We start from the raw sequence: 24,914 nt of genomic DNA, 5'->3' as shown, positions 1-24,914 counted from the left end.
TTCCGCGTCCATGCCCGATCCGGCCGCCAAGACGTCCGCCGCCGACCTGCCGAACTGGGGCCAGCGCGGCACCGCGCCCGCCATCATCGCGTCGCGGCTGACCTTCGAGGCGGTGGTCCACGACTATGACGGCGTGCCCTCCCTGAAGGGCGTCTCGCTGGACGTCGCGCCGGGCGAAATCGTTTGCCTGCTTGGACATTCCGGCTGCGGCAAGACCACGCTCCTGCGCATCGTCGCCGGTCTGGAACAGCCGAGTTCCGGCCGCGTCAGCATCGACGGCATGGAGATGGCGGGCCCCAACCGCTTCGTCCCGCCGGAGCGGCGCGGCGTCGGCCTGATGTTCCAGGACTACGCGCTCTTTCCGCACATGACGATCCTGGCGAACGTCATGTTCGGCCTCACCTCCCTCGACCGCGCCGCCGCCGAACGCGCCGCCCGCGCCGCCCTCGGCCGGGTGGGCCTGGAGAGCCACGCGGACGACTATCCCCACGCCCTCTCGGGCGGCGAGCAGCAGCGGGTCGCGCTCGCCCGAGCGATCGTGCCGCGGCCGTCCATCCTGTTGATGGACGAGCCTTTTTCCGGCCTCGACCGGCGCCTGCGCGACAACGTCCGCGACGAGACTATCGCCGTCCTGCGCGAGACCCGCGCCACCGCCCTGGTGGTCACCCACGACCCGGAGGAGGCCATGCGCATGGCCGACCGGATCGCCCTCATGCGCGGCGGCGCCCTCGTCCAGATCGGCACCGCCGAGGACCTCTACGCCCGCCCGGTGGACCTCTTCGCCGCCCGCTTCTTCTCCGAGGTGAACGTCATCGAGGGCGTCGTCCGCGGCGGCATGGTGGAGACCCCGATCGGCCGATTCCCGGCCGAGCGCTTCGCCGAAGGCGCCGCGGTGGACGTCTGCGTGCGCCTGCCCGGCGTCCTCCTCGGCCCGCCCGGCGCCGGCGCGGAGGGCCGCGTCATCCGCCAGCGCTTCCTCGGCGAGGTGTCCCTCGTCGAGGTGGTCGTGGAAGGCCTCGACCGGCCGCTGAAGGCGCGGCTGCGGGCCATGTCGGAGCCGTTCTCCGTCGGCGCCGACATTTCCGTCGACACGGATCCGCGCGACGTCCTCGTATTTCCGAGATGACCTCCCACATGGGGGGAACGGCCGTGCACAAGGGGCTTTGTTGCGGTGCCTAGTCCTTTGTGCCATGGTGCCGGCAAATTCGAATGCACCGCCACAGCGGGGAGTTTCTGGGTATGGGTTCGTTCAGCATCTGGCACTGGCTCATCGTGCTGGTGGTCGTGCTTCTCCTCTTCGGTCGCGGCAAGATTCCGGAGCTCGCGGGCGATTTCGCCAAGGGCATCAAGAACTTCAAGAAGGGCCTCGCGGACAAGGACGACGACGTCGCCGACGAGACCAAGCCTGTGACCGATCCGAAGGTCCTCGACTACAAGACGGCCGACCCTGTCGCGACGAAGCCGCAGGACGTCAACAAGGTCTAGAGCGCCTTCCGACCTGACGGACTCGTCAGGTCGACAAGACATCGCTCCAGATTCAATGAGCTGGAGCATTCTCTCGGCGATCAGGTCGTGCAACTTGATCGGAGAATGCTCTAAGGGCCGGGATCCAGGAAAGGGGGCGTTCCGCGCGCGGGGCCGGTCGGTTTCCGCGCTGAACGCCTGTGCGGACGACCGTTATGTTCGAGATCGGTTGGTCGGAAATCTTCCTCATCGCGATCGTGGCGATCGTGGTCGTGGGCCCGAAGGATCTGCCGCGTCTGTTGCGGACGGTCGGCCGCTTCATCGGCCAGGCCCGCCGCCTGGCCGGCGACTTCCAGTCCCAGTTCAACGCCGCGCTGCGCGAGGCGGAGCGGGAGGTCGACCTGCTCGAAACCAAGAAGGCGGTCCAGTCCATCAACCCCTTCGACGAGGTCAAGACGGCGCTCGATCCGATCCGCTCCATCGGCGACAGCCTGAAAGCGGATCTCGCCGCGGTCGACTCCTCGTCCGACCAGGCCGAGCCGGAGGCGGCGGAGCCCGCCAAGACCGGCCACGCCGCGCCGATTCCGGGCACGCCGGCCGATCCCGCGCCGGCCGTCGCTCCGGCCCCGGCGGCATCGGCCCAGCCCGCGCCTGCCGCGGCCCAGCCCGCCGCCGCCCCCGCGCAGCCGACCCCGGCGCCCGCCGCCGCCCAGCCTGCACCCGCCGCCCAACCGGTGTCCGCCGCGCAGCCCGTTCCGAGGGCTCCCTCCGGCCAGCCGCTGCCCGTGCCCGCCGCGCCGGTTGCCGCGCCTCAACCGGTCGCGCCCGCTCCGGTCGGAGCGCCCCTCGACCTGACCAGGACCGCATCGTCCGCCGACGGAGTTGACCGGTGAGCGACAAAGACGACATCGAAGCGTCCCGCGCGCCGCTGATCGAGCATCTGATCGAACTGCGGTCGCGGCTCATCAAGTCGCTGATCGCGATCTTCATCTGCTTCCTGATCTGCTTCTATTTCGCCACCGGCATCTTCAACATCCTGGTCGTGCCCTACGAGCAGGCCGCCGGCGTCGGTCAGGACGTGCAGCTGATCTACACGGCTCCGCAGGAGTACTTCTTCACGCAGCTGAAGATCGCCCTGTTCGGCGCGCTCTTCATCGCGTTCCCGGTCATCGCGTCGCAGATCTACATGTTCGTTGCGCCCGGCCTCTACAAGAACGAGCGCCAGGCCTTCATGCCGTTCCTGATCGCGACGCCGATCCTCTTCTTTCTCGGCGCGATGCTGGTCTACTTCCTCGTGATGCCGACCATCATGCACTTCTTCCTGTCGATGGAGCAGGAAGGCGGGGAGGGGCAGGCGGCCATCTCGCTCCTGCCCCGGGTGTCCGAGTATCTCGGCCTGATCATGACCATGATCTTCGCCTTCGGAATCACCTTCCAGCTGCCGGTGATCCTCACGCTGCTCGGCCGGGCCGGCGTGATCACCGAGGAGACCCTGAAGGAGAAGCGCCGCTACGCCATCGTGGCGGCCTTCGTGGCCGCGGCCATCCTGACGCCCCCGGATCCGCTCAGCCAGATCCTTCTTGCGATACCGACGATGCTTCTCTACGAAGTCTCCATCATTGCCCTCAGGCTCATGAAGAAGCGCGACGAGGAGCGGCGGACCGCGGCGGGAACCTGATCGTCAGGCCCGCGGACGCGCCGGCGATCCCCGCGCCCGGGATCAAGGTCGCCGATGCTGGATATCAAGTGGATCCGTGACGAGCCCGAGGCGCTCGTCCGCGCGCTCGTCCGACGCAACCAGCCGGAGGACGCCGCCCGCGCCACCGTGGCCGACGTGATCGCCCGCGACGACGCCCGCCGCCAGCATCTGAAGGCTCTGCAGGAAGCCCAGGAGCGCCGCAACAGCGCCTCCAAGGAGATCGGCAAGGCGAAGGCCGCCAAGGACGAGACCGCCGCCCAGGCGCTGATGGCCGAGGTCGGCCAGCTCAAGAGCTTCATCCAGGACGGCGAGCAGACGGAGCGGGAGCTCGACCTCGCGCTCCAGACCGCCCTCGCGGTCATCCCGAACGTCCCCGCCGACGACGTGCCCGACGGCAAGGACGAGCACGACAACGTGGAATACCGCCGGCACCTGGAGCCGAAGACCTTCGCTTTCGCGCCGAAGGAGCATTTCGAGCTCGGCGAGGCGCTTGGCGGCATGGATTTCGAGCGCGCGGCCCGCCTCTCCGGCGCAAGGTTCACGGTGGTCAAGGGCCAGGTGGCCCGGCTGGAGCGGGCGCTCGGCCAGTTCATGCTCGACGTCCACACCGGCGAGCACGGCTACACGGAGGTGCAGCCGCCGCTGATGGTGCGCGACGACGCCATGTTCGGCACCGGCCAGCTGCCGAAGTTCGCCGAGGACCTGTTCCGCACCACCGACGGCCGCTGGCTGATCCCGACCGCCGAGGTGCCGCTCACCAATCTCGTGGCCGGCGAGATCCTGGACGAGAAGGAGCTTCCGGTCCGCATGACCGCGCTCACGCCCTGCTTCCGCTCCGAAGCCGGGTCGGCGGGCCGCGACGTGCGCGGCATGCTGCGCCAGCACCAGTTCAACAAGGTCGAGCTCGTCTCGATCACGTCCGCCGACACGTCCCGCGACGAGCACGAACGCATGCTCGCCTGCGCCGAGGAGGTGCTGAAGCGCCTCGGCCTCGCCTTCCGGGTCGTGACGCTGTGCACCGGCGACATGGGCTTCGGCAGCCGGAAGACCTACGACATCGAGGTCTGGCTCCCGGGCCAGAACCAGTATCGCGAGATCTCCTCCTGCTCGGTCTGCGGCGACTTCCAGGCCCGGCGCATGAACGCCCGCTACCGCCCGGCCGGCGACGCCAAGGGCACCCGCTTCGTCCATACGCTGAACGGGTCGGGCACCGCGGTCGGCCGCGCCCTCATCGCCGTCATGGAGACCTGGCAGAACGAGGACGGATCCATCACGGTCCCGGAGGTGTTGAAGCCCTACATGGGCGGCCTCGACCGGATCGAGCGGGTCTGAAACCAGGGCGACGGCACCGCCGCCGCCCCGTCCGGGGTCCGATTCCCGATTTCCCGCGTATCGAGGACACGATGCGAATCCTGATCACGAACGACGACGGCATCCTCGCTCCCGGCCTGCAGACGCTCGCCCGCATCGCCGCGGCGGTCGGCACGGAGGTGTGGATCGTCGCTCCGGAGACGGACCAGTCCGGCCTCGCCCATTCGCTGACGCTGCACGACCCGCTGCGCGTCCGCGACATCGAGGAGCGCACCTACGCGGTCCGGGGCACGCCCACCGACTGCGTGATCATGGCGGTGCGCGAGCTGATGCCGTCGCCGCCGGATCTCATCCTCTCCGGCGTCAATGCCGGGTCGAACATCGCCGACGACGTCACCTATTCGGGCACGGTGGCCGGCGCCATCGAGGGCACGCTCCTCGGCATCCCGTCCATCGCGCTCAGCCAGGGCTTCTCCTGGACCGAAGGCGCGGTGATCCCCTACGAGACCGCCGAGCGCCACGCGCCCGACCTCGTCCGCCGCATCGCGGCCGCCGGCATCCCGCGCGGCACCCTGGTGAACCTCAACTTCCCCGACCGCGCCCCGGACGAGGTGGCCGGCGTGGAGATCACCCGCCAGGGCACAGCCACCCACGGCCTCACGGCCGAGGCCCGCATCGACAGCCGCCGCAAGCCCTACTACTGGCTCGCCTACGCGCGCTCGACCACGCCGCCGGAGCCCGGCACCGACGTGCACGCGCTCGCGGCCGGCCGAATCTCCGTCACCCCGCTCCGGCTCGACATGACCGACCACGACGGCCTCGGCCGTCTGGCCGACCTTCTCGGCCCGGCCCTTCGCTGACCTTCGGATCCGTTCAGGGAGCATGAAAGCCGGTGATCGCGCTGAGCCCTCGGGACAAGGCCGCCCTGGTGGAGATGCTGGCGGGTCTGCGCCGGGACGGCGTCACCGACCGGCGCATCGTGTCGGCCATCGCGGCCGTGCCACGTCGCGTCTTCGTCTCCGCGCCCTACCAGCCCAGCGCCTACACCGACAAGGCGCTGCCGATTGAATGCGGACAGGTGATGAGCGCCCCGTCCGTCACCGCCGTCCTCCTCGCCGCCCTCGACCTGAAGCTCGACCACAAGGTGCTCGAGGTCGGCACCGGCAGCGGGTACCAGACCGCGATTCTCGCTCACATGGTCACCCGGGTGGTCACGATGGATCGGTTCCGCACCCTCGGCGAGCTCGCCGAGGACCGGCTCGCGGCGCTGAAGATCGAGAACGTCAACGTCATCGTTGCCGATGGCCTGGAGGGGTTCACCCGCCATGCGCCCTACGACCGGATCCTGGTGGACGGCGCGGTGTCGCGGATCCCGCCGCCCCTCCTCGACCAGCTCGGCGACAAGGGCGTGCTGGTCGCGCCGGTCGGCACCGGATCGAGTCAGACGCTCGTCAGGGTCGTGCGCGACGGGCGGCTCTTCCATCGACAGGAGGTCGGCACCGTCCGTTTCGTGCCGCTCGTCGAGGGTGTTGCAGCTCGCCTCTGACCGCTGCCGCCACGACAACGGCCGACCGTTGCCGAAGAGCAACGCAAGTCCAGGAAAACAGGCGGTATTCTGCGGAAAAACACGAGCGGTGGCCGGTCGGTCGGTTGCCGATTTTAAATCTTTATAAACGTTACCGGGCTTTAATCGCCGAAGACGGTGAAGCGTGGCGAGAATCCCGATGAAGTGCATGACCACCCGACGTTCCAAAGGCGTTTATCTGGCTCGGGCTGCGGCCTTGGCCCTGATGGCCTCCGGGGTTGCCGGCTGCAGCTCGGACGTGACTCGGTTCGGCACGCTCTTCGACGAGACCGGCAACCGATCCGCGATCGTGGCCCAGTCCCCCGCCCAGGCGCCCGCCCAGCCCGCCTATGCCAATGACGACGTGGTGACCGGCTCGGTCGGCCAGGCCCCGGCCTACCGGACGCCGTCCGTGACCTCGAACACCCTCCCACCCGCCCCGGGCGCGGTGGTGTCCAATGCGCCGTTCCAGCGGTCTCCGCTCGCCGGCGCCGATCCCTATGCGACGCCGAGTTCGGTCGCGCCGCTTCCGCCCGGCCCGGCCAGCACCGCGGCCCTGCCGCCGCTCGGCGCGGCGCCCCAGCAGGCGGCCCTCGCGCCGGTTCCCACCGCGCCCCGCGCGGCCGGCTGGAGCGCGGAGGGCGGTTCCGCCGTCATGCTCCGCCAGGGCGAGACGATCGCGACCCTCGCCCAGCGCTACGGCGTGCCGGAGAAGGCGATCCGGGCCGCCAACGGCCTCACCGCCTCCAGCATGGTGCAGCCCGGCCAGCAGATCGTCATCCCGACCTACAGCTCCGGCGGCGGCCAGGTCGCATCCGCGGCCCCGGTCGGCCAGCTCGCCCCGGCGCCCGTGGGCGGCACCGCGCCCGGCCCGGCCACCCTCGGCCAGCTGCCGGCCTCCGGCGCTCCCGCCCAGATGGCCTCGGCCGGCGGCGCGACCGTCTACACGGTCCAGCCCGGCGACAGCCTCGGCAAGATCGCCAACCGGCACGGCATGAAGTCGGCGGACCTCGCCCGCGCCAACGGCATCGACCCGAGCGCGCCGATCCGCATCGGCCAGAAGCTCACCATTCCGGGCGCCGCCGGCCAGGGCACACAGGTCGCAGCCCTGCCGACCACCACCATGACCGACGCGCCCCAGCCGGCGGCGGTGCCGCGGCTGCCCGCCGTCACCCAGCCGGGCCAGCCGGCCACCCAGCCGATGACGGCCCAGCCGGTGCAGCAGCCCGCCGCGCCCGCCCAGCCGGCTCCGCAGCAGCAGGCCGCGCTCCAGCCCGCTCCGGCCCCGACGGCGGTGCCCCAGTCCGGCGGCGTGGAGAGCGCCAAGTCCGGCAGCTTCCGCTGGCCGGTGCGCGGCCGCGTGATCTCGGGCTTCGGCGCCAAGGCGAACGGCGAACGCAACGACGGCATCAACATCGAGGTGCCCGAGGGCACGCCCATCAAGGCGGCCGAGGGCGGCACGGTCATCTACGCCGGCAACGAGCTGAAGGGCTACGGCAACCTGGTGCTCGTCAAGCACCCGAACGGCTTCGTGTCCGCCTATGCCCACGCCAGCGAGATCCTGGTCCGGCGCGGCGACACCATCATGCGCGGCCAGACCCTCGGCAAGGTGGGCGCCACCGGCAGCGTCAGTCGCCCGCAGCTCCATTTCGAGATCCGCAACGGCAACCGCCCGGTGGATCCGCTGCCGCACCTGAACGGCTGACCGCCGCTCCTCACGTTCAACGACAAAGGCCGCGACTCCCGTCGCGGCCTTTGTCGCGTTCGTTCCGCCCGTAGCCCAGCATCCCGAACCCGCAATGGGGCAGGGCGGTCAGCCGAGCCGCCTGCCCAGGCGCCCGGCGAGGTCCTGCACGTACTGCCACGCCACGCGCCCCGACCGGGCCCCGCGCGTGGTGGACCATTCCAGCGCCTCGGCCCGCAGCGTCGCCGGATCGATCGTCAGGCCGTGGTGGGCCACGTAGCCCTCCACCATGGCGAGATAGTCGTCCTGCGAGCACTTGTGGAAGCCGATCCAGAGGCCGAACCGGTCGGACAGCGACACCTTCTCCTCCACCGCCTCGCTCGGGTTGATGGCCGTGGAGCGCTCGTTCTCCATCATGTCCCGCGGCAGCAGGTGCCGGCGGTTCGAGGTGGCGTAGAAGAGCACGTTCTCCGGCCGGCCCTCGATGCCGCCCTCCAGCACCGCCTTCAGCGACTTGTAGGAGGTGTCGTCATGGTCGAACGAGAGGTCGTCGCAGAAGATCACGAACCGGTGCCGGTCGGCGCGCACCAGGGTCATCAGCTCCGGCAGGCTCTCGATGTCCTCCCGGTGGATCTCCACGAGTTTCAGCGTCGGCTCGCCCGCCGTCCGGCGCTCCTGGTTGATCGACGCGTGCGCCGCCTTCACCAGCGAGGACTTGCCCATGCCGCGCGCGCCCCACAGGAGCACGTTGTTGGCCGGCAGGCCCGCCGCGAACCGGGCGGTGTTCTCGGTGATCAGGTCGCGGTTCCGGTCGATGCCCTTGAGGAGAACCATCTCCACCCGGTTCACCCGCGGCACCGGCTGCAGCGACCGCGATCCGGCCACCCAGACGAACGCGTCCGCCGCCTCGAAGTCGGGCCGCACCGGCTTCGGCGGCGCGGTGCGTTCCATCAGCTCCACGAGCCGGGACAGGTGCTGGTTGAGGACGGCGATGGGGTCGTTGGACATGGGCGGCGGTGATCCCGTTGGTCAATGCCACGACTTAAAGCCTGTCGGGCGCGCGACCGCAATTCCGTATGGCCGGATGCGGCGCGCGGCATGGTTACGGGTCATTTGCTTTCCGCCCGCCTGTCGCTATAGTCCGCGCGCTTTCGTGGGGTGCCTCGGCGACCGGGGGACCCGAAGCCGCCTCGCACCCGTCAACGACGAGGCGCCCGAACCCGACCGTCGTCAAGGAGCCAGAACGGATGTTCGTCACCCCCGCGTTTGCGCAGGCGGCAGGAGAGCCGGCGGGCGCCACCGCCTTCCTGATTCAGTTCATGCCGTTCATCCTGATCTTCGTGATCATGTACTTCCTGCTCATCCGCCCGCAGCAGAAGCGCGCGGCCGAGCATCGCGACATGATCAAGAACCTGCGCCGCGGCGACGTGGTGGTCATGAACGGCGGTCTCGTCGGCAAGATCGCCAAGATCGTGGACGACAGCGAGATGGTGCTCGACATCGGCGAGGGCGCCGGCGGCATCAAGGTGCGCGTCGCCCGCGGCGCCGTCGCGGAGCTGCGCTCCAAGGGCGAGCCGGTCAAGGACGCCTGACGCCCGCCATCGGCGCGCATACGGGAAGCCGGCGGCGCCCTGGGCGCCGCCTGCCTTTTGAACCAGAGGCCCCGGACCGACGGGGCGCGAGGGTGCCATGCTCTACTTCTCCCGCTGGAAGATCACGGCGATCCTGGGCACGATCCTGCTCGGGCTCCTGGTCGTCGTCCCGAATTTCCTGTCGGCGGACCAGCTGCGGAACAACTGGCCGAACTGGCTGCCCGGCCGCCAGATCGTGCTCGGCCTCGACCTCCAGGGTGGCGTCTACCTGCTCTATGAAGTCGACACGGCCGACTACAAGGCCCGCCGCCTCAAGGGCCTGGAGAGCGACATCCGCAACGCCATGCGCCAGGAGCCGCGCATCGGCTACACGGGGCTCGGCGTCCAGGGCGACGGCGTGCAGCTGCGCATCCGCGACACCGCGCGCGTCGCCGAAGCCGCCGAGCGCCTCCAGGGCCTCGTCAATCCGATCAGCAACAATCTCCTCGGCGGCACCGCCCTCACCGAGTTCGCCGTCGACGACGAGGGCGACGGCCTGTTCCGGATGAACTTCACCACCCAGGGCCTGGAGCAGCGGATCGGCACGGTGATCAACCAGTCGATCGAGGTCATCCGGCGCCGCGTGGACGAACTCGGCACCACCGAGCCGTCGATCCAGCGCCAGGGCGCCGAGCGCATCCTCGTGGAGGCGCCCGGCGAGAAGGATCCGGCGCGCCTGAAGGACATCGTCGGCCGAACGGCCCAGCTCACCTTCCATTTGGTCGACGTCAACGCCAACCCGCAGGACGCCCTCGCCGGCAACGCGCCTCCGGGCACCATGGTGCTGGAATCCATGGACGACCCGCCGATCCCCTACGTGGTCGAGGAGGCGCCGCTCCTCTCCGGCGAAGACCTCGTCGACGCGCAGGCGAGCTTCGACAGCCGCACCAACGAGCCGATCGTCTCGTTCCGGCTCTCGACCGGCGGCTCGCGCCGGTTCGCCCAGGTGACCACCGACAACGTGAACCGGCCGTTCGCCATCGTGCTCGACCGGGAGGTCATCTCCGCCCCCGTCATCCGCGAGCCGATCACCGGCGGTTCCGGCCAGATCTCCGGCAGCTTCACCGTGGAGAGCGCGAACGACCTCGCCGTGCTGCTGCGCGCCGGCGCCCTGCCGGCCCGCCTCACCGTGGTGGAGGAACGCACCGTCGGCCCGGGGCTCGGCGCCGACTCCATCGCCGCCGGCCAGATCGCCTCACTCATCGGCGCGATCGCGGTGGCGCTCTTCATGATGGCCGCCTACGGCCTGCTCGGCGTGTTCGCCAACATCGCCCTCCTGGTCAACATCGTGCTCATCTTCGCGGTGCTGACGCTCCTGCAGGCGACGCTCACCCTGCCGGGCATCGCCGGCATCGTGCTCACCATGGGCATGGCGGTGGACAGCAACGTGCTCATCTACGAGCGCATCCGTGAGGAGCAGAGGCTCGGCCGCTCGGCGGTGACCGCCATCGACACCGGCTTCCAGCGAGCCTTCGGCACCATCATGGACGCCAACATCACCACCCTGATCGCCGCGGCGGTGCTGTTCCAGCTCGGCTCCGGTCCGGTGCGCGGCTTCGCCGTGACGCTGACCGTCGGCATCGTCACCACGGTGTTCACCGCCATCACCTTCACCCGCCTCCTGATCGCCCTCTGGGTCCGCCGCCGTCGTCCGACGACGGTGCCGATCTGACCGCCGGCCGGGACAAGGAAAACCAGAAGCATGCGTCTCCTTCGCCTGTTCCCAGACGATACGCACTACCCGTTCATGCGCTGGCGGAAGCTCAGCTTCCCGCTGTCCGGCCTCCTGTCCGTGGTGTGTTTCCTCGGCTTCTTCCTGATCGGGATGAACACCGGCATCGACTTCCAGGGCGGCACGCTCATGGAGATCGAGACGAAGGACGGCCCCGCCGACCTCGGCGCCATCCGCGAGCGCCTGGGCGAACTCAACCTCGGCGAGGTCCAGGTCCAGGAGTTCGGAGAGCCGCAGAACGTGCTGATCCGCATCGTCCGCCAGGAGGGCGGCGACGACGCCCAGCAGGCGGTCGTCGGCAAGGTGCAGGCGGCTTTCGGCGACGAGGTGGAATACCGCCGCGTCGAGGTCGTCGGCCCGCGCGTCTCGGGCGAACTCGCCCAGAACGGCACCTTCGGCGTCCTCCTGTCGCTCCTCTGCATCATGGTCTACGTGTGGTTCCGCTTCGAGTGGCAGTACGCCCTCGGGGCCATCGTGGCGACGCTGCACGACATCGTGCTCACGGTCGGCCTGTTCGCCTTCCTGCAGCTGGAATTCAACCTGTCGTCCATCGCCGCCATCCTGACCATCATCGGCTATTCGCTGAACGACACGGTCGTGGTCTACGACCGCATCCGCGAGCTGCGGCGGAAGTACAAGCGCATGCACCTGATCACCCTCCTGGACCTCGCCATCAACCAGACCCTGGCGCGGACCACCATGACGGCGGCCACCACCTTGATTGCGCTGTCGTCGCTCTATCTCTTCGGGGGCGAGGTGATCCGCTCCTTCACCTTCGCCATGCTGTTCGGCGTGCTGGTGGGCACCTATTCGTCCATCTTCATCGCCGCCCCGGTGCTGATCTTCCTCGACCCGCAGCTCACCCCGAATCCGGCGGACGAGGAGGAGACCACCGCGGAGCCCAAGGCGGCCTGACCGGGGCCGCCGCGGACGGCTGCTTCAGGCGCGAGCGTCGAGAGGGTGTCATGGCCGGCAAGCTGTTCGAACCGCGCGGCGCGCACGGGATCGTCATGCGGGAGCAGCACTTTCCCGGCCGGGCGCCCATCAGCGCCTACGGCAACGGCGGTTTCCGCTTCGCCGACATGTCCCACCGAGGGTCCATCCTGTGCCTGCCGTCGGGGATCCACGGCTGGAGCGTGTCCGAAGCCTCGGAGATCGGCGTCGAGACCCTGAGGAAGGCCCTCGACGAGGCGGCGGACTTCGAGGTCCTGCTGATCGGCTCCGGCCGGAGCATTGTGCCCATGGCCGAATCCCTGCGCTTCGCCATGCGCGAACGGGGCCTTCGCGGGGACGTGATGCCCACCGGGGCGGCCGTGCGCACCTACAACATCATGCTCGGCGAGAATCGCGCGGTCGCCGCCGCCCTCCTGGCGGTCGAGTGACCGGATGACCGACGCCGCCGCTCCGGACCGTCTCGCCGGCGCCTACGACGCCGCCGAGGCGATCGTCCGCGACGCCGACCGCGACCGCTGGCTCGCCGACCTGTTCGTTCCCGCCGACAAGCGCCGCCACGTGGCGGCGCTGCAGGCCTTCTCGTCCGAGATCGCCCGCGTGCGCGAGACCGTCCGCGAGCCCTTGCCGGGGGAGGTGCGCCTGCAGTGGTGGCGCGACGCCCTGGAGGGTCACGGCCACGGCGACGTGGAAGGCCATCCGGCCGCCGCCGCGCTCATCGACACGGTGCGCCGCTTCTCCCTGCCGCTCGCGCCGCTGGTCGGCCTCATCGACGCCCGCACCTTCGACCTCTACGACGACCCGATGCCCAGCCTGCTCGACCTGGAGGGCTACGCCGGCGAGACCGCCTCCGTGCTCTTCCAGGCGGCGGCTCTCGTGCTTTGCGACGGCGAGGATCCGAAGGCCGCCGATGCGGCCGGCCACGCCGGCGTCGCCTACGCGATCACCGGCCTGCTCCGGGCCCTGCCGATCCACGCCCGGCGCGGCCAGGTGTTCGTTCCGGCGGACGTCCTCGCCCGCCATGGCGCCGGTCCCGACGATATCCGCGCCGCCAAGCCGACCCCCGCCGTCGAGGGGGCGCTCGCCGAGATGCGCGAGCACGCCCGCCACCATCTCGCCCGGGCCATGGCCGCGCTCGACCGCGTCGACCGCCGGGCCTTGCCGGCCTTCGTGCCGCTCGCGCTGGTGGAGCCCTACCTCAACGCGCTGGAGCGCCAGCGCGATCCCTTCGCGGCCGTCGCCGACGTGGCGTCCTGGCGCAAGCCCGTCCTGCTCTGGCGCTTCGCCCGACGCCTGCGCTGAGGCCCCGGGCGAAGCCGCCCGGCTCCCTGCCGGGCCGTGCCCGAGCCCTGCTACTCCGCCGCCTCGCGCGTGCCGGCGCGGCCGAGCCAGGCGTCCACGTCCATGAGCGCCCGGCCGGTCAGCGCGCGCTTCTTGGCGATCGCCTTCTCGGCGCCGCGCAGCCGCTTGCCCGGCTCCTTCGGCACCTCCACGGGCGGGAACAGGCCGAAATTCACGTTCATGGGCTGGAAGGAGCGCGGGCCTTCGCCCTCCACCGACAGGTGGCCGCCGGTGATGTGGCCGAGCAGCGCCCCGAACGCCGTCGTGACGGGCGGCAGCGACGGCTCGCGGCCGAGCCGCTCCGCCGCCGCGAACCGGCCCGCCAGCAACCCGATGGCGGCCGATTCCACATAGCCTTCGCAGCCGGTGATCTGGCCGGCGAAGCGCAGGCGCGGATCGGCCTTCAGCCGCAGCGTGCCATCGAGGAGGCGCGGGCTGTCCAGGTAGGTGTTGCGGTGCAGGCCGCCGAGCCGCGCGAATTCGGCGGTCTCCAGGCCCGGGATCATCCGGAACACCCGCACCTGCTCGGCATACTTCAGCTTGGTCTGGAAGCCGACCATGTTGTAGAGCGTGCCGAGCGCATTGTCCTGGCGCAGCTGCACGATCGCATGGGCCTTCACGGTCGGGTCGTGCGGGTTGGTCAGGCCGACCGGTTTCATCGGCCCGTGGCGCAGGGTTTCGCGGCCCCGCTCCGCCATCACCTCGATGGGGAGGCAGCCGTCGAAATAGGGCGTCGATTCCCATTCCTTGAACGAGGTCTTCTCGCCGGCGAGCAGCGCGTCGATGAAGGCCTCGTACTCGTCCCGGTTCATCGGGCAGTTGATGTAGTCCGCCCCGGTGCCGCCCGGCCCGGCCTTGTCGTAGCGCGACTGGAACCACGCCTTGCCCATGTCGATGCTGTCGAAATGGACGATCGGCGCGATGGCGTCGAAGAAGGCCAGGCTCTCCGCCCCGGTCAGGCCGCGCACCGCCTCGGCGAGGGCCGGGGAGGTGAGGGGGCCGGTGGCCACGATCACGCTGTCCCAGTCCGCCGGCGGCAGGCCCGCCACCTCGCGCCGGTCGATGGTGATCAGCGGATGGGCGGCGAGCGCCGCCGTCACCGCGTCCGCGAACCCGTCCCGGTCCACCGCGAGCGCACCGCCCGCCGGCACCTGGTTCCTGTCCGCCGACGCCATGATCAGCGAGCCCGCCCGGCGCATCTCCTCATGGAGCAGTCCGACGGCGTTCTGGGTGTGGTCGTCGGAGCGGAACGAGTTGGAGCAGACGAGCTCCGCGAGCTTGTCGGTCCCGTGGGCGTCCGTGCGCCGCTCCGGACGCATCTCGTGCAGCACGACCGGCACGCCGGCTTCGGCCAGCTGCCACGCGGCCTCCGACCCGGCGAGCCCGCCGCCGACGACATGGATGGGGGAAGGTGAGGTTTTCATCATGCGGCGGACCATAGGACCACGCGGTCGCCGGTTCAACGCACAGGACCGCGAGACCCGCCCACCGTACCCCGCCAGCCCCGTCACCCCGGCGCAAGCCGGGGCCCAGCCGACGGCGCAACCCGCCCGTCCGGCGACAATCCACGCGCGACGGTTCAACCCGGGCCTTCGCCGCGGTGACGCCCTGGACGGACCACGGCCGCGGGCCGCCCATGCATTGAACGCGGGGCGCGCGCAACGCCGCCCGACCGGTCACGACTGGAGTTACCCCCGAAAACACGATCGCCCGCCGGGGGAGGAGATCCGGCGGGCGACGTGTAACGCCATGAATGCGGGGGAGGAGGTCCGCTTCATGGCTCGGACCGGGTGGAGGAGGCCACCACGGTCACCGGCACGACGGAGGAGGTCGGTGCCGGCTTGTCCGGACGGGAGCCAGGGAGGAGGTTGGCTCAGGCGTCCGGGCTTCTGATGACGGCGACTCGGCGGGGGAGGAGGATCCGACGAGCGACCGTTCTTGCAAGAACCGACGAGGCGAGGGAGGAGGTTCGCGTCGCCGGCTCGTGAGGCCGGGGCAGGGGAGGAGGTCTGCCGCGGCTTCGATCAGAACCGCCGGGCCCGCTGGGAGGAGGATGCGGGGTGGCGGCGGTGTCTGATGTCGTGAACCCCTGAGTCGCGGTTCCGTTTCATGGACCCCATGTATGCGGGGTCGGAACCGGGTTCAAGTGTTCCGGTGCCATCGCACCGTATTTCTTCACTCAGAAGCTGGCGCGACGAGCGATGTACGGGATGTCCGAACGGGAGATGCCCAGATCGTCCAGCTCGCGGGACGAGAGGCGGGACAGTTCCCGATAGGTCTCCTGGTACTTGCGGTAGGTGCGGAGCTTCTTGACAACGGTGTCGAACATGACGTGTTCCTTCACGAAACTTGGAGTGGCGTCGCTCTACACTGACCCGGTGGCCTGCGGTGCGTCGCTCTTGACGAACACAGAGATAGGGCCCCGAGCCCTGCGCTGGCAGGGGGATATTCGCATGTCAGCGATGCGCTTGTTGCAAGGCAGCATTAATCACGCGGCCGTGACGGTAACTTTTTCTTAAACTCTGAGGCTGAAAGGCGGCTGGATTCTGCGGAAATCGCGCAGAAGCGGGCGGGCGGCGCCGCTAAACCGATTTATTTTGGCCCCAAGCAATATTTCGCACTGCACAATGACGGCTGTGGCAAATCTGCATCAGGTCAGGGCGACCTCTGCCTTGGCCTGTGGACATCGATGTCAGGGAGGTATCGCGCCCCGTTCGGCTGGTCCGAACCAGGCAGATGCACAGGGAGGAAAGCGCCGAAACAACGCGGAAAACCCGGAGCGGCCCGCCGGGCCTTCTCGAGCCGCGACTCGGGTTCGGACCACGCAGGCCGGCGACCACTCGCCGGCCGGACCTTATTCCGCCGCGACGCGCCCCGGCCGCACCGGCCGGCGGCCGAGCAGGTCCTTCAGGTAGCGGCCCGTGTAGGACAGCCCCACCTTGACCACGTCCTCCGGCCGGCCGGTCGCCACGATCGTGCCGCCGCCGTCGCCGCCCTCCGGGCCGAGGTCCACGAGCCAATCGGCGGTCTTGATGACCTCCAGGTTGTGCTCGATCACCACCACCGTGTTGCCCTGGTCCACCAGCTCGTGTAGCATCTCCAGGAGCTTCGCCACGTCGTGGAAGTGCAGGCCGGTGGTCGGCTCGTCGAGAATGTAGAGCGTCCGGCCCGTGGCCCGGCGCGACAGCTCCTTGGCGAGCTTCACCCGCTGCGCCTCGCCGCCCGACAGGGTCGTCGCCTGCTGGCCCACCTTGATGTAGCCGAGGCCCACGTCCCGCAGCGACGTCATCTTGTCCCGCACAGCCGGCACCGCCTGGAAGAAGTCGCACGCCTCCTCCACGGTCATGTCCAGCACGTCCGCGATCGACTTGCCCTTGAACTGCACGTCCAGGGTCTCGCGGTTGTAGCGCTTGCCCTTGCAGACGTCGCAGGTCACGTACACGTCCGGCAGGAAGTGCATCTCGATCTTGATGACGCCGTCGCCCTGGCAGGCCTCGCACCGGCCGCCCTTCACGTTGAAGGAGAAGCGCCCGGGCTGGTAGCCGCGCGCCTTCGCCTCCGGCAGGCCCGCGAACCACTCCCGGATCGGCGTGAACGCGCCCGTGTAGGTGGCCGGGTTGGAGCGCGGCGTGCGGCCGATCGGCGACTGGTCGATGTCGATCACCTTGTCCAGGTGCTCCAGGCCCTCGATCCGGTCGTGCGGCGCCGCCTGCTCGCGCGCGCCGTTCAGCCGCCGGGCCGCCGCCTTGAACAGGGTGTCGATCAGGAAGGTGGACTTGCCGCCGCCCGACACGCCGGTCACGCACGTGAAGGTGCCGATCGGCAGTTCGGCCGAGACGTTCTTCAGATTGTTGCCGCGCGCGCCCACCACCTTCAGCATCTTGCCCTTCTGGGGCTTGCGCCGCTCCTTCGGCACCGGGATGCCGAGCGCGCCGGACAGATACTGGCCGGTCAGCGAATTCGGGTCGGCCATCACCTCCGCCGGCGTGCCCTGGCTCACGATCCGCCCGCCGTGGATGCCCGCGCCCGGGCCCACGTCCACCACGTAATCGGCCGCCAGGATCGCGTCCTCGTCGTGCTCCACCACGATCACCGTGTTGCCGAGATCGCGCAGGCGCTTCAGCGTGTCGATCAGCCGGTCGTTGTCGCGCTGGTGCAGGCCGATGGAGGGCTCGTCCAGCACGTAGAGCACGCCGGTCAGGCCCGACCCGATCTGCGACGCCAGCCGGATGCGCTGGCTCTCGCCGCCCGACAGGGTGCCGGACGAGCGGGCGAGCGTCAGATATTCGAGGCCCACGTCGTTCAGGAACTTCAGCCGGTCGCGGATCTCCTTCAGGATGCGGCCGGCGATCTCGTTGTGCTTGTCCGACAGGCGGCCCGGCAGCCCCTCGAACCAGACCGACGCCTGGCGGATGGACTGCTGCGACACCTCGCCGATGTGACGGCCGTCGATCTTCACCGCCAGCGCCTCGGGCTTCAGGCGGTATCCGTTGCAGGCGGGGCAGGGGTGGTCCGACTGGAACCGGCCCAGTTCCTCGCGCACCCAGTCGCTCTCGGTCTCCTTCCAACGCCGCTCGATGTTGTTCACCACTCCCTCGAACGGCTTGCGGGTCTTGTAGCCGCGCAGGCCGTCGTCATAGGTGAACTCGATCTCCTCGCTGCCCGAGCCGAGCAGGATCACCTCGCGCACCCGCTCCGGCAGATCGCGCCACGGCGCGGTCATCGACACCTTGAAGTGCCGGCAGAGGGCTTCCAGCGTCTGCGCGTAATAGGGCGACGACGAGCCGGTCTTCGCCCACGGCACGATGGCGCCGCCGCGCAGGCTGAGGCTGTCGTCCGGCACCACCAGCGCCGCCTCGAACTTCATGGTCACGCCGAGGCCGTCGCACGCAGGGCAGGCGCCGAAGGGATTGTTGAACGAAAAGAGCCGCGGCTCGATCTCCGAGATCGTGAAGCCCGACACCGGGCAGGCGAACTTCTCCGAGAACAGCATCCGCCGGGCGTCGCCCTTGTCGTCCTTCTCGTCGGCGAACTCGATCACCGCGATGCCGTCCGCGAGGCCGAGCGCCGTTTCGAAGCTGTCGGCGAGCCGCGTCGCCATGTCCGGGCGCACCACCACCCGGTCCACCACCACGTCGATGTCGTGCTTCAGCTTCTTGTCCAGGGCCGGCGCGTCGGCGATCTCGTGGAAGGCGCCGTCGATCTTGACGCGCTGGAAGCCCTTCTTCTGCAGGTCCGCCAATTCCTTGCGATATTCGCCCTTGCGGCCGCGGATCATCGGCGCCAGCAGGTAGAGCCGCGTCCCCTCCGGCAGCGCCAGTGTGCGGTCCACCATCTGGCTGACGGTCTGGCTCTCGATCGGCAGGCCCGTCGCCGGCGAATAGGGCACGCCCACCCTGGCGAACAGCAGGCGCATGTAGTCGTAGATCTCGGTGACCGTGCCGACGGTCGAGCGCGGGTTGCGCGACGTGGTCTTCTGCTCGATCGAGATGGCCGGCGACAGGCCGTCGATCTGGTCCACGTCCGGCTTCTGCATCATTTCCAGGAACTGGCGCGCATAGGCGGAGAGGCTCTCCACGTAGCGCCGCTGGCCTTCCGCGTAGATGGTGTCGAACGCCAGCGACGACTTGCCCGAGCCGGACAGCCCCGTCATCACCACGAGCGAGTCGCGCGGCAGGTCCAGGTCCACGTTCTTCAGATTGTGCTCCCGCGCCCCGCGGATGGAGATCACCCGCCGCGCCGTGTCGAACGCGCTCGTCTTCGACTTGGTCATTCGCTCACCCGAGTCATTCCGTTCACCGGTCCTTCGCCGACCGGCCCCTCGCCCCGACCGACCCCGGCGCGGACAGCCGCCGAGATCCCGCCGCCTCTCGCCCGCCCGGACTCGTGCCGGCCGGAGCATGCCCGCGCATCGCCCCGACCGCCGATCCGACCAGCCCCGATCCGACTGGCCCCGAGCCCGCCCGAGCCCTTCTGGACTCTCGCGAGCCCGAAACTCTCGCGAGCCCGAACCCTCGCAAGCCCCGTGCCGGCCAGCCCACGCTAGCCGTCGCTGCTGACGCGGGCCGTCAGCAGCGCGATCGCCCGTCGCCCGCCCCCCGTCGCCTCCCGAGGAACCGCACGAACCGCGCACGCGCCGCGAGAGCGGACATACCCACCGTCGACGGCGTCCCGTCGGCGACGTCATCCGCTGCCGTGGATCCACTGATCAGAAGAGAAAACCCGTCCGGACCGGCTCACATATAGGCTGGAATCGAAAACCGCCAACCGGCTGCAAAGAACATAGCAGGAACGACGAGACTGTGCTAACGATTTCCTAACGGCTGTGGAAAACCGGACGCAGTCGGCCGCCGGTGTTCCGCATCGCCGGCCCGCAGCGTAGGGTGCCCCGTTCTGGGGCGCGGGACCGTGCCACGGTCCGGCCGGCGGGGCAGGGCGGTCGAAAGGCCGTCGCCGCGCCGGGTGCCGCGAAACGAAGCAGGAGAGTAAGGCCATGGCTGGCAGCGTGAACAAGGTGATCCTCGTCGGCAATCTGGGCCGGGACCCGGAAGTGCGGCGGCTCGGATCCGGCGAGCCGGTGGTCAATCTCAGGATCGCCACGTCCGAAACCTGGCGCGACAAGGCGAGCGGCGAGCGCAAGGAGCGCACCGAGTGGCACTCGGTCGTGATCTTCAACGAGAACCTCGCCAAGATCGCCGAGCAGTATCTGCGCAAGGGCTCCACCGTCTACATCGAGGGCCAGCTGCAGACCCGCAAGTGGCAGGACCAGTCCGGCCAGGAGCGCTACACCACCGAGATCGTGCTGCAGCGCTACCGTGGCGAACTGACGCTCCTCGGCGGGCGCGGCGACCGGGCCGGCGGCGGCGACGACTATGGCGAGGGCGGCGGCGCGGAATTCGGCTCCTCCGGCCCGATGGAAGGCCGCGGTGGCGGCGGCTACGGCGGCGGCCAGCGCTCCGGCGGTGGCGGCGGCGGCCGGTCCGGCGGCGGCTCCGGCCCGTCGAACTACGGCTCCGACATGGACGACGAGATCCCGTTCTGAGCAGGACGGAACGCACGATGGCGGCCCGGCTTTCCCGGGCCGTTCTCTTCTTAGCCTCACACCGCCATGATCGCCTTCACGCCGTCCGCCACGAACTGCACCGCGAGCGCCGACAGGAGCACGCCCAGAAGCCGCGTCAGCACGCTGCGGCCCGTCTCGCCCAGGTAGCGGTCCACCCGGTCGGCCGCGATGAACACCAGGAAGCAGCTGGCGATGATGGCGATCACCAGCGCGATCAGCACCGTCAGCGCCAGGGTGTCGCGGGCCTGGGACGCGAGCAGGATGGTGGCCGAGATGGCGCCCGGCCCGGCGATCAGCGGGATCGCCAGCGGAAACACCGCCAGGTGCCGCAGGTCCTCCGGCGCGGCCGGGGGCGGCGTGTGCGGATGCGGCCCGGTGGGGTGCGGCGCGCGGGCCTGTTCGGCCGAGGCGGCCTTCCGCCGCTCGCGCTTCTCGAACACCATCTCGAACGCGATCCAGAACAGCAGCAGGCCGCCTGCGATCCGGAAGGCCGGCAGCGAAATGCCGAGGAAATTCAGCACCGTGGTGCCGGTCAGAGCGAACGCCACCAGGATCCCGGCGGCGATCAGCGAGGCCCGCACCGCGATGGCGTGGCGCATCTCCGCCGAGGCGCCCCGGCTGACGGCGAGGAACAGCGGCGCAAGGCCGATCGGGTCGATGGTCACGAGCAGCGTCGCGAAGGCGTTCAGGATGTAATCGTCCACGAGTCGCGCCTCCTCCGGCCGCGCCGAACCTTCGCAAGGGACAGGACCGGCGCGCAAGGGGAGAGTGCGCCCCCGCATCCGCCCTTGCGGACGTCCGCGTCGGGGTGGCAGTTTGCGTTCCGCGACTCCCTTCCAAGAGGCCCGGATTCAGCCCCGCCCATGACGGCCGCCTTCCCCATCGCCCTGTCCGCCGTGAACGCGCTGGACGACGAGGCCTTTCTCGCCCGGTTCGGCGACGTGGCCGAACACTCGCCCTGGGTCGCCGCCGGCGCCGCCGCCCGGCGCCCGTTCGCGGACCGGGAGGCCATGGTCGCCGCCTTCGCCGCGGTGGTGGACGAGGCCGACCGGGACGCCCGGCTCGCGCTTCTGCGCGCCCATCCGGACCTCGCCGGCCGGGCGGCGCTCGCCGGCGCCATCGCGGAGGACAGCCGGCGCGAGCAGAAGGGCGCCGGCCTCGACACCCTGACGCCCGACGAGTACGCCCGCTTCACCGCCCTCAACGACCGCTATCGCGCGCGCTTCGGCTTCCCGTTCATCTTCGCCGTCAAGGGCGCAACCAAGCACATGATCCTGGACGCCTTCGAGGCCCGCGTCGGCAACGACGTCGAGGTCGAGTTCGACACCGCCCTCGCCCAGGTGGCGCGGATCTTCCGCTTCCGCCTGGAGGACCGGGTGACCGACGGCGAGCCCCGCCCATGACCGCCGACAGCCCCGCCGAACTCGGCCGTCGCGCCCAGGCGATGCTGGACGCCCTCGCGGCCATCTCGGACGAGGAGGGGCGCATCACGCGCCTCTACCTGTCGCCGGCCCACCGGCGCGCGGCCGACCTCGTCGCCCGCTGGATGCGCGAGGCTGGGATGGCCGTCAGCGAGGACGCCCTCGGCACCGTGCGCGGATCGACGCCGCCGGGCGCCCCCGGGCCGTCCTCCAACCGCCGCTACCTGGTCGGCTCGCACATCGACACGGTGGTGGACGCCGGCCGCTACGACGGCATGCTCGGCGTGGTCGCCGGCATCCTCGCCCTGCAGGAGATCGCCGCCCGCGGCATTCGGCTGCCGTTCGGCGTCGACGTGCTCGCCTTCGGCGACGAGGAGGGCGTGCGCTTTCCGACGACGCTCGCCTCCTCGTCGGCGGTCGCCGGCGTGTTCGACACGGCCGATCTCGACGGGGCCCGCGACGCCGCCGGCGTCAGCCTGCGCGAGGCGCTCGTCGCCTTCGGGGGCGATCCGGACGGCGTCGCATCCGCCGCCTATCCTCGCGACGAGGTGCTCGGCTACCTGGAGGTCCACATCGAGCAGGGCCCCGTGCTGGAGATCGAGGACCGGCCGCTCGGCGTCGTCACGTCCATCGCCGGCCAGTCCCGCTTCCTCGTCACCGTCACCGGCGACGCCGGCCACGCCGGCACCGTGCCCATGGGCCACCGCCGCGACGCGCTCGCCGCCGGCGCCGAGATGATCCTGGCCGTGGAGGAGATCGCCCGCGCCGGCCGCGAGCACCAGATGGTCGCCACCGTCGGCCGCCTGTCGCTGGAGCCGGGGGCAGTCAACGTCATCCCGTCGCGGGTGAGCTTCACGGTCGACCTACGGGCCGCGACCGACCCGCCGCGCGCCGCCGCCGAAGCCGCCGTCAGGCACCGGTTCCGCGCCATCGCGGAGGCCCGGTCCGTCGCCTTCCTGATGGACCGCTACCACGACACGCCCACCACGCCCTGCGCCGGCCGGATCCAGGACGCCTTCGCCCGGGCGATGGGCGACCTCGGCCTGCCGGCCCGGCGCCTCACGTCCGGCGCGGGCCACGACGGACACGCCATGCACGCCCTTTGCGACATCGGCATGCTGTTCGTCCGGTGCCGGGCTGGTATAAGCCACAATCCGAACGAATATGCCGACGCGGGCGACATGGGACTGGCGGTCGAGGCGCTCATCCGGGCGCTGACGGCCCTCGCGGACGGTGAGGGAGAGGGAAGCACATGAAGTCCATCATCGAGGCCGCCTTCGACGAGGAGGTCGCCTTCCTGAAGGCGCTCGTGCGCGTGCCGAGCGACAACCCGCCCGGAGACTGCGCCGCCCACGCCGAGACCGCCGCCGCGCTTCTGGAGGCCATGGGCTTCGCGGTCGAGCGCCATCCGGTGCCGGAGCCCTTCGTGCGCCAGCACGGCATGCGCTCGGTCACCAACCTGATCGTCCGCCACGTGTTCGGCACCGGCAAGGGCCCGGTGATCGCCCTCAACGCCCACGGCGACGTGGTGCCGCCCGGCGAGGGCTGGACCGCCGATCCCTATGGCGCCGAGGAGCGCGGGGGCGCCATCTACGGCCGCGGCGTCGCGGTCTCCAAGTCCGACTTCGCCACCTACGCCTATGCCCTGAAGGCGCTCGTCGCCTCCGGCCAGCCGCTCGACGGCACCGTGGAGCTGCACCTCACCTACGACGAGGAGGCGGGCGGCTTCGTCGGCCCCAAGTGGCTGATCGAGCAGGGCCTCTCCAAGCCCGACCTCGCCTTCTCGGCCGGCTTCTCCTACGCCATCACCACCGCCCACAACGGCGTCCTCCACCTGGAGATCGTCGTTCGCGGCCGCCAGGCCCACGCCGCCATGCCGGAGACGGGCGTCGACGCCCTGGAGCACACGGTGCCCATCCTCCAGGCGCTCTACGCGGAGCGGCACCGCCTCGACGCCACCGTGTCCGGTCAGAAGGGCATCGGCTCGCCGAAGCTCACCGTCGGGCTCATCTCCGGCGGCATCAACACCAACGTGGTGCCCGACCGCATCATGCTGCGGCTCGACCGCCGCCTGATCCCGGAGGAGGTCGGCCTCGACGTGGAGGCCGCCCTCGTCAAGCTGATCGAGGACGCGGCCCCGAAGGCGCCGGGTCTGGAGGTGGAAGTCCGCCGCATCATGCTGGCCGAGCCGCTGCGCCCGCTGCCCGGCGTCGAGAAGCTGGTCGACGCGGTCCGCACCCATGCCACCGCCGTTCTCGGCGTCCCGGTGGAGCCCACCGGCGTCCCCCTCTACACCGACGCCCGCCACTATGCGGCCGCCGGCATCCCCACCATCCTCTACGGTGCCGGCCCCCGCTCCATCCTGGAAGCCAACGCCCACGCGGCCGACGAGCACCTGAAACTCTCCGACCTGAAGGCCGCCACCGAGGTCGTGGCGCTCGCCCTCGCGGACCTTCTCAAAGCCGGGTGAGGGCAGGGCGGCGGCGCTCATCCCGGAAGGGCGCCGCCGCCCCTCCCCCTTCACCAGTTCAGCCCCAGCGCCGCCGCGAAGGCCGGCACCGTGGCGAGCACGGCCCACTCTGCCTTCACCCAGCCGCGCACCCGGGCGACCGCGTCCGCGCTCGGCAGCGCGCCGCTCGCCTTCAGCGCCCGCCCCCACCGGGCGATGGCGATCGTGGGCGGCGCCGAGAGCGCGCCCACGAGGACGAACGCGCCCATCTTCGCCCAGAAGTACGGGTTGGCGACATAGAACGCCCAGCCCTTCAGGCTGAACAGCACCCGCACCACCCCGATGGCGATCACCGCCAGGGCGAGCGCCCCGTAGGCGAGGTCCAACCTGCCCAGCCGCGCCAGAATGGGCGGGGAGGGCGGTCCCGCCGCGAGCAGGGCCGTTTCGGCCGCGAGCGTCGCCACGAGAGCGAACACCGCGAGATGGTGGGCGAGCGCGAGCGCATATGCGGCATCCATGACGGCGCCTCCTTGAAGCGCGAGCCGTCCCGACGAAAGGAGAGGCGGGCCGGGCTCGTCTGGTGTAATGTGGACACCGTCAAGAC

At 70.4% G+C, this 24,914-nt stretch carries 23 protein-coding genes; 17 read left to right on the top strand and 6 right to left on the bottom strand.

Annotated features, from left to right (window positions below):
• Nucleotides 1-10: 10 nt before the first annotated feature.
• The 8 genes from HND91_RS12510 (at nucleotide 11) to HND91_RS12475 (ending at nucleotide 7,743) form a co-directional block, all read left to right on the top strand.
• Complete coding sequence (locus HND91_RS12510) at nucleotides 11-1,126, top strand: ABC transporter ATP-binding protein (RefSeq protein WP_181706915.1); 1,116 nt, start codon at nucleotides 11-13, stop codon at nucleotides 1,124-1,126.
• Nucleotides 1,127-1,239: 113 nt separating this feature from the next.
• A complete protein-coding gene (locus tag HND91_RS12505) occupies nucleotides 1,240-1,485 on the top strand; it encodes a twin-arginine translocase TatA/TatE family subunit (protein ID WP_181706914.1) in 246 nt (81 codons plus the stop codon).
• Between the two features lie 194 nt (nucleotides 1,486-1,679).
• Complete coding sequence (gene tatB / locus HND91_RS12500; protein ID WP_181706913.1) at nucleotides 1,680-2,357, top strand: Sec-independent protein translocase protein TatB; 678 nt, start codon at nucleotides 1,680-1,682, stop codon at nucleotides 2,355-2,357.
• Nucleotides 2,354-3,142, top strand: coding sequence for a twin-arginine translocase subunit TatC (gene tatC, locus HND91_RS12495; protein WP_181706912.1), 789 nt, complete (start codon nucleotides 2,354-2,356; stop codon nucleotides 3,140-3,142). The genes tatB and tatC overlap by 4 nt, the downstream gene beginning before the upstream one ends.
• Nucleotides 3,143-3,196: 54 nt before the next feature.
• The gene (serS, locus tag HND91_RS12490; protein WP_181706911.1) at nucleotides 3,197-4,495 is read left to right on the top strand and encodes a serine--tRNA ligase; all 1,299 of its coding nucleotides are present in this window, start codon (nucleotides 3,197-3,199) and stop codon (nucleotides 4,493-4,495) included.
• Nucleotides 4,496-4,566: 71 nt separating this feature from the next.
• Nucleotides 4,567-5,334, top strand: a complete 768-nt coding sequence (gene surE / locus HND91_RS12485) for a 5'/3'-nucleotidase SurE (protein WP_181706910.1) — start codon at nucleotides 4,567-4,569, stop codon at nucleotides 5,332-5,334.
• A gap of 32 nt (nucleotides 5,335-5,366) precedes the next feature.
• On the top strand, nucleotides 5,367-6,020 hold the full coding sequence (locus tag HND91_RS12480) for a protein-L-isoaspartate(D-aspartate) O-methyltransferase (protein ID WP_343057332.1): 654 nt from the start codon (nucleotides 5,367-5,369) through the stop codon (nucleotides 6,018-6,020).
• Between the two features lie 277 nt (nucleotides 6,021-6,297).
• The gene (locus HND91_RS12475; protein WP_343057331.1) at nucleotides 6,298-7,743 is read left to right on the top strand and encodes a peptidoglycan DD-metalloendopeptidase family protein; all 1,446 of its coding nucleotides are present in this window, start codon (nucleotides 6,298-6,300) and stop codon (nucleotides 7,741-7,743) included.
• A gap of 108 nt (nucleotides 7,744-7,851) precedes the next feature.
• On the opposite strand, the gene HND91_RS12470 is transcribed toward HND91_RS12475, so the two are convergent.
• On the bottom strand, nucleotides 7,852-8,730 hold the full coding sequence (locus tag HND91_RS12470; RefSeq protein WP_181706908.1) for an ATP-binding protein: 879 nt from the start codon (nucleotides 8,728-8,730) through the stop codon (nucleotides 7,852-7,854).
• Nucleotides 8,731-8,969: 239 nt separating this feature from the next.
• Between HND91_RS12470 and yajC the strand changes: the two genes are divergently transcribed.
• From yajC to HND91_RS12445, 5 genes are all read left to right on the top strand, one after another.
• Entirely contained in the window at nucleotides 8,970-9,314 is a 345-nt protein-coding gene (gene yajC / locus HND91_RS12465) for a preprotein translocase subunit YajC (RefSeq protein ID WP_181706907.1), read from the top strand.
• 97 nt (nucleotides 9,315-9,411) lie between these two features.
• Nucleotides 9,412-11,025 carry a protein translocase subunit SecD gene (gene secD / locus HND91_RS22775; RefSeq protein ID WP_181706906.1) on the top strand — a complete coding sequence of 538 codons (1,614 nt, stop codon included), beginning with the start codon at nucleotides 9,412-9,414 and terminating at the stop codon, nucleotides 11,023-11,025.
• Between the two features lie 30 nt (nucleotides 11,026-11,055).
• Nucleotides 11,056-12,000 carry a protein translocase subunit SecF gene (secF, locus tag HND91_RS22770; protein ID WP_181706905.1) on the top strand — a complete coding sequence of 315 codons (945 nt, stop codon included), beginning with the start codon at nucleotides 11,056-11,058 and terminating at the stop codon, nucleotides 11,998-12,000.
• A gap of 50 nt (nucleotides 12,001-12,050) precedes the next feature.
• Nucleotides 12,051-12,467 carry an Mth938-like domain-containing protein gene (locus tag HND91_RS12450; protein ID WP_181706904.1) on the top strand — a complete coding sequence of 139 codons (417 nt, stop codon included), beginning with the start codon at nucleotides 12,051-12,053 and terminating at the stop codon, nucleotides 12,465-12,467.
• A gap of 4 nt (nucleotides 12,468-12,471) precedes the next feature.
• Complete coding sequence (locus HND91_RS12445; RefSeq protein ID WP_181706903.1) at nucleotides 12,472-13,338, top strand: phytoene/squalene synthase family protein; 867 nt, start codon at nucleotides 12,472-12,474, stop codon at nucleotides 13,336-13,338.
• 50 nt (nucleotides 13,339-13,388) lie between these two features.
• On the opposite strand, the gene trmFO is transcribed toward HND91_RS12445, so the two are convergent.
• The 3 genes from trmFO to uvrA form a co-directional block, all read right to left on the bottom strand.
• A complete protein-coding gene (gene trmFO / locus HND91_RS12440) occupies nucleotides 13,389-14,804 on the bottom strand; it encodes a methylenetetrahydrofolate--tRNA-(uracil(54)-C(5))-methyltransferase (FADH(2)-oxidizing) TrmFO (protein ID WP_425485450.1) in 1,416 nt (471 codons plus the stop codon).
• A gap of 752 nt (nucleotides 14,805-15,556) precedes the next feature.
• Nucleotides 15,557-15,706, bottom strand: coding sequence for a DUF1127 domain-containing protein (locus HND91_RS12435; RefSeq protein ID WP_181706902.1), 150 nt, complete (start codon nucleotides 15,704-15,706; stop codon nucleotides 15,557-15,559).
• 525 nt (nucleotides 15,707-16,231) lie between these two features.
• Nucleotides 16,232-19,150 (bottom strand): excinuclease ABC subunit UvrA, encoded by a 2,919-nt coding sequence (uvrA, locus tag HND91_RS12430; RefSeq protein WP_181706901.1) that lies wholly within the window; start codon nucleotides 19,148-19,150, stop codon nucleotides 16,232-16,234.
• Nucleotides 19,151-19,870: 720 nt separating this feature from the next.
• Here uvrA and ssb point away from each other — a divergent pair.
• Nucleotides 19,871-20,419, top strand: a complete 549-nt coding sequence (gene ssb / locus HND91_RS12425; protein ID WP_181706900.1) for a single-stranded DNA-binding protein — start codon at nucleotides 19,871-19,873, stop codon at nucleotides 20,417-20,419.
• Nucleotides 20,420-20,475: 56 nt separating this feature from the next.
• Here the strand turns inward: ssb and HND91_RS12420 are convergent, their stop codons facing one another.
• A complete protein-coding gene (locus HND91_RS12420) occupies nucleotides 20,476-21,144 on the bottom strand; it encodes a MarC family protein (RefSeq protein WP_343057330.1) in 669 nt (222 codons plus the stop codon).
• Between the two features lie 159 nt (nucleotides 21,145-21,303).
• On the opposite strand from HND91_RS12420, the gene uraD reads away from it, so the two are divergent.
• From uraD to HND91_RS12405, 3 genes are read left to right on the top strand one after another with little or no spacing between them, the layout of a single operon-like run.
• Nucleotides 21,304-21,843, top strand: a complete 540-nt coding sequence (gene uraD / locus HND91_RS12415) for a 2-oxo-4-hydroxy-4-carboxy-5-ureidoimidazoline decarboxylase (RefSeq protein WP_181706898.1) — start codon at nucleotides 21,304-21,306, stop codon at nucleotides 21,841-21,843.
• Nucleotides 21,840-23,117 (top strand): allantoate amidohydrolase, encoded by a 1,278-nt coding sequence (locus HND91_RS12410; protein WP_181706897.1) that lies wholly within the window; start codon nucleotides 21,840-21,842, stop codon nucleotides 23,115-23,117. The genes uraD and HND91_RS12410 overlap by 4 nt, the downstream gene beginning before the upstream one ends.
• On the top strand, nucleotides 23,114-24,331 hold the full coding sequence (locus HND91_RS12405; protein ID WP_181706896.1) for a M20/M25/M40 family metallo-hydrolase: 1,218 nt from the start codon (nucleotides 23,114-23,116) through the stop codon (nucleotides 24,329-24,331). Before HND91_RS12410 ends, HND91_RS12405 begins: the two co-directional genes overlap by 4 nt.
• A 50-nt stretch (nucleotides 24,332-24,381) precedes the next feature.
• On the opposite strand, the gene HND91_RS12400 is transcribed toward HND91_RS12405, so the two are convergent.
• Complete coding sequence (locus HND91_RS12400; protein ID WP_181706895.1) at nucleotides 24,382-24,828, bottom strand: DUF2214 family protein; 447 nt, start codon at nucleotides 24,826-24,828, stop codon at nucleotides 24,382-24,384.
• Between the last annotated feature and the right edge of the window lie 86 nt (nucleotides 24,829-24,914).

Origin of the sequence: Chthonobacter rhizosphaerae (genome assembly GCF_013839525.1) — a bacterium.
Classification (GTDB): domain Bacteria; phylum Pseudomonadota; class Alphaproteobacteria; order Rhizobiales; family Pleomorphomonadaceae; genus Chthonobacter; species Chthonobacter rhizosphaerae.
The sequence above is the reverse complement of the archived record's forward strand: the minus strand, read 5'-3'. Positions and strand labels throughout refer to the sequence as shown.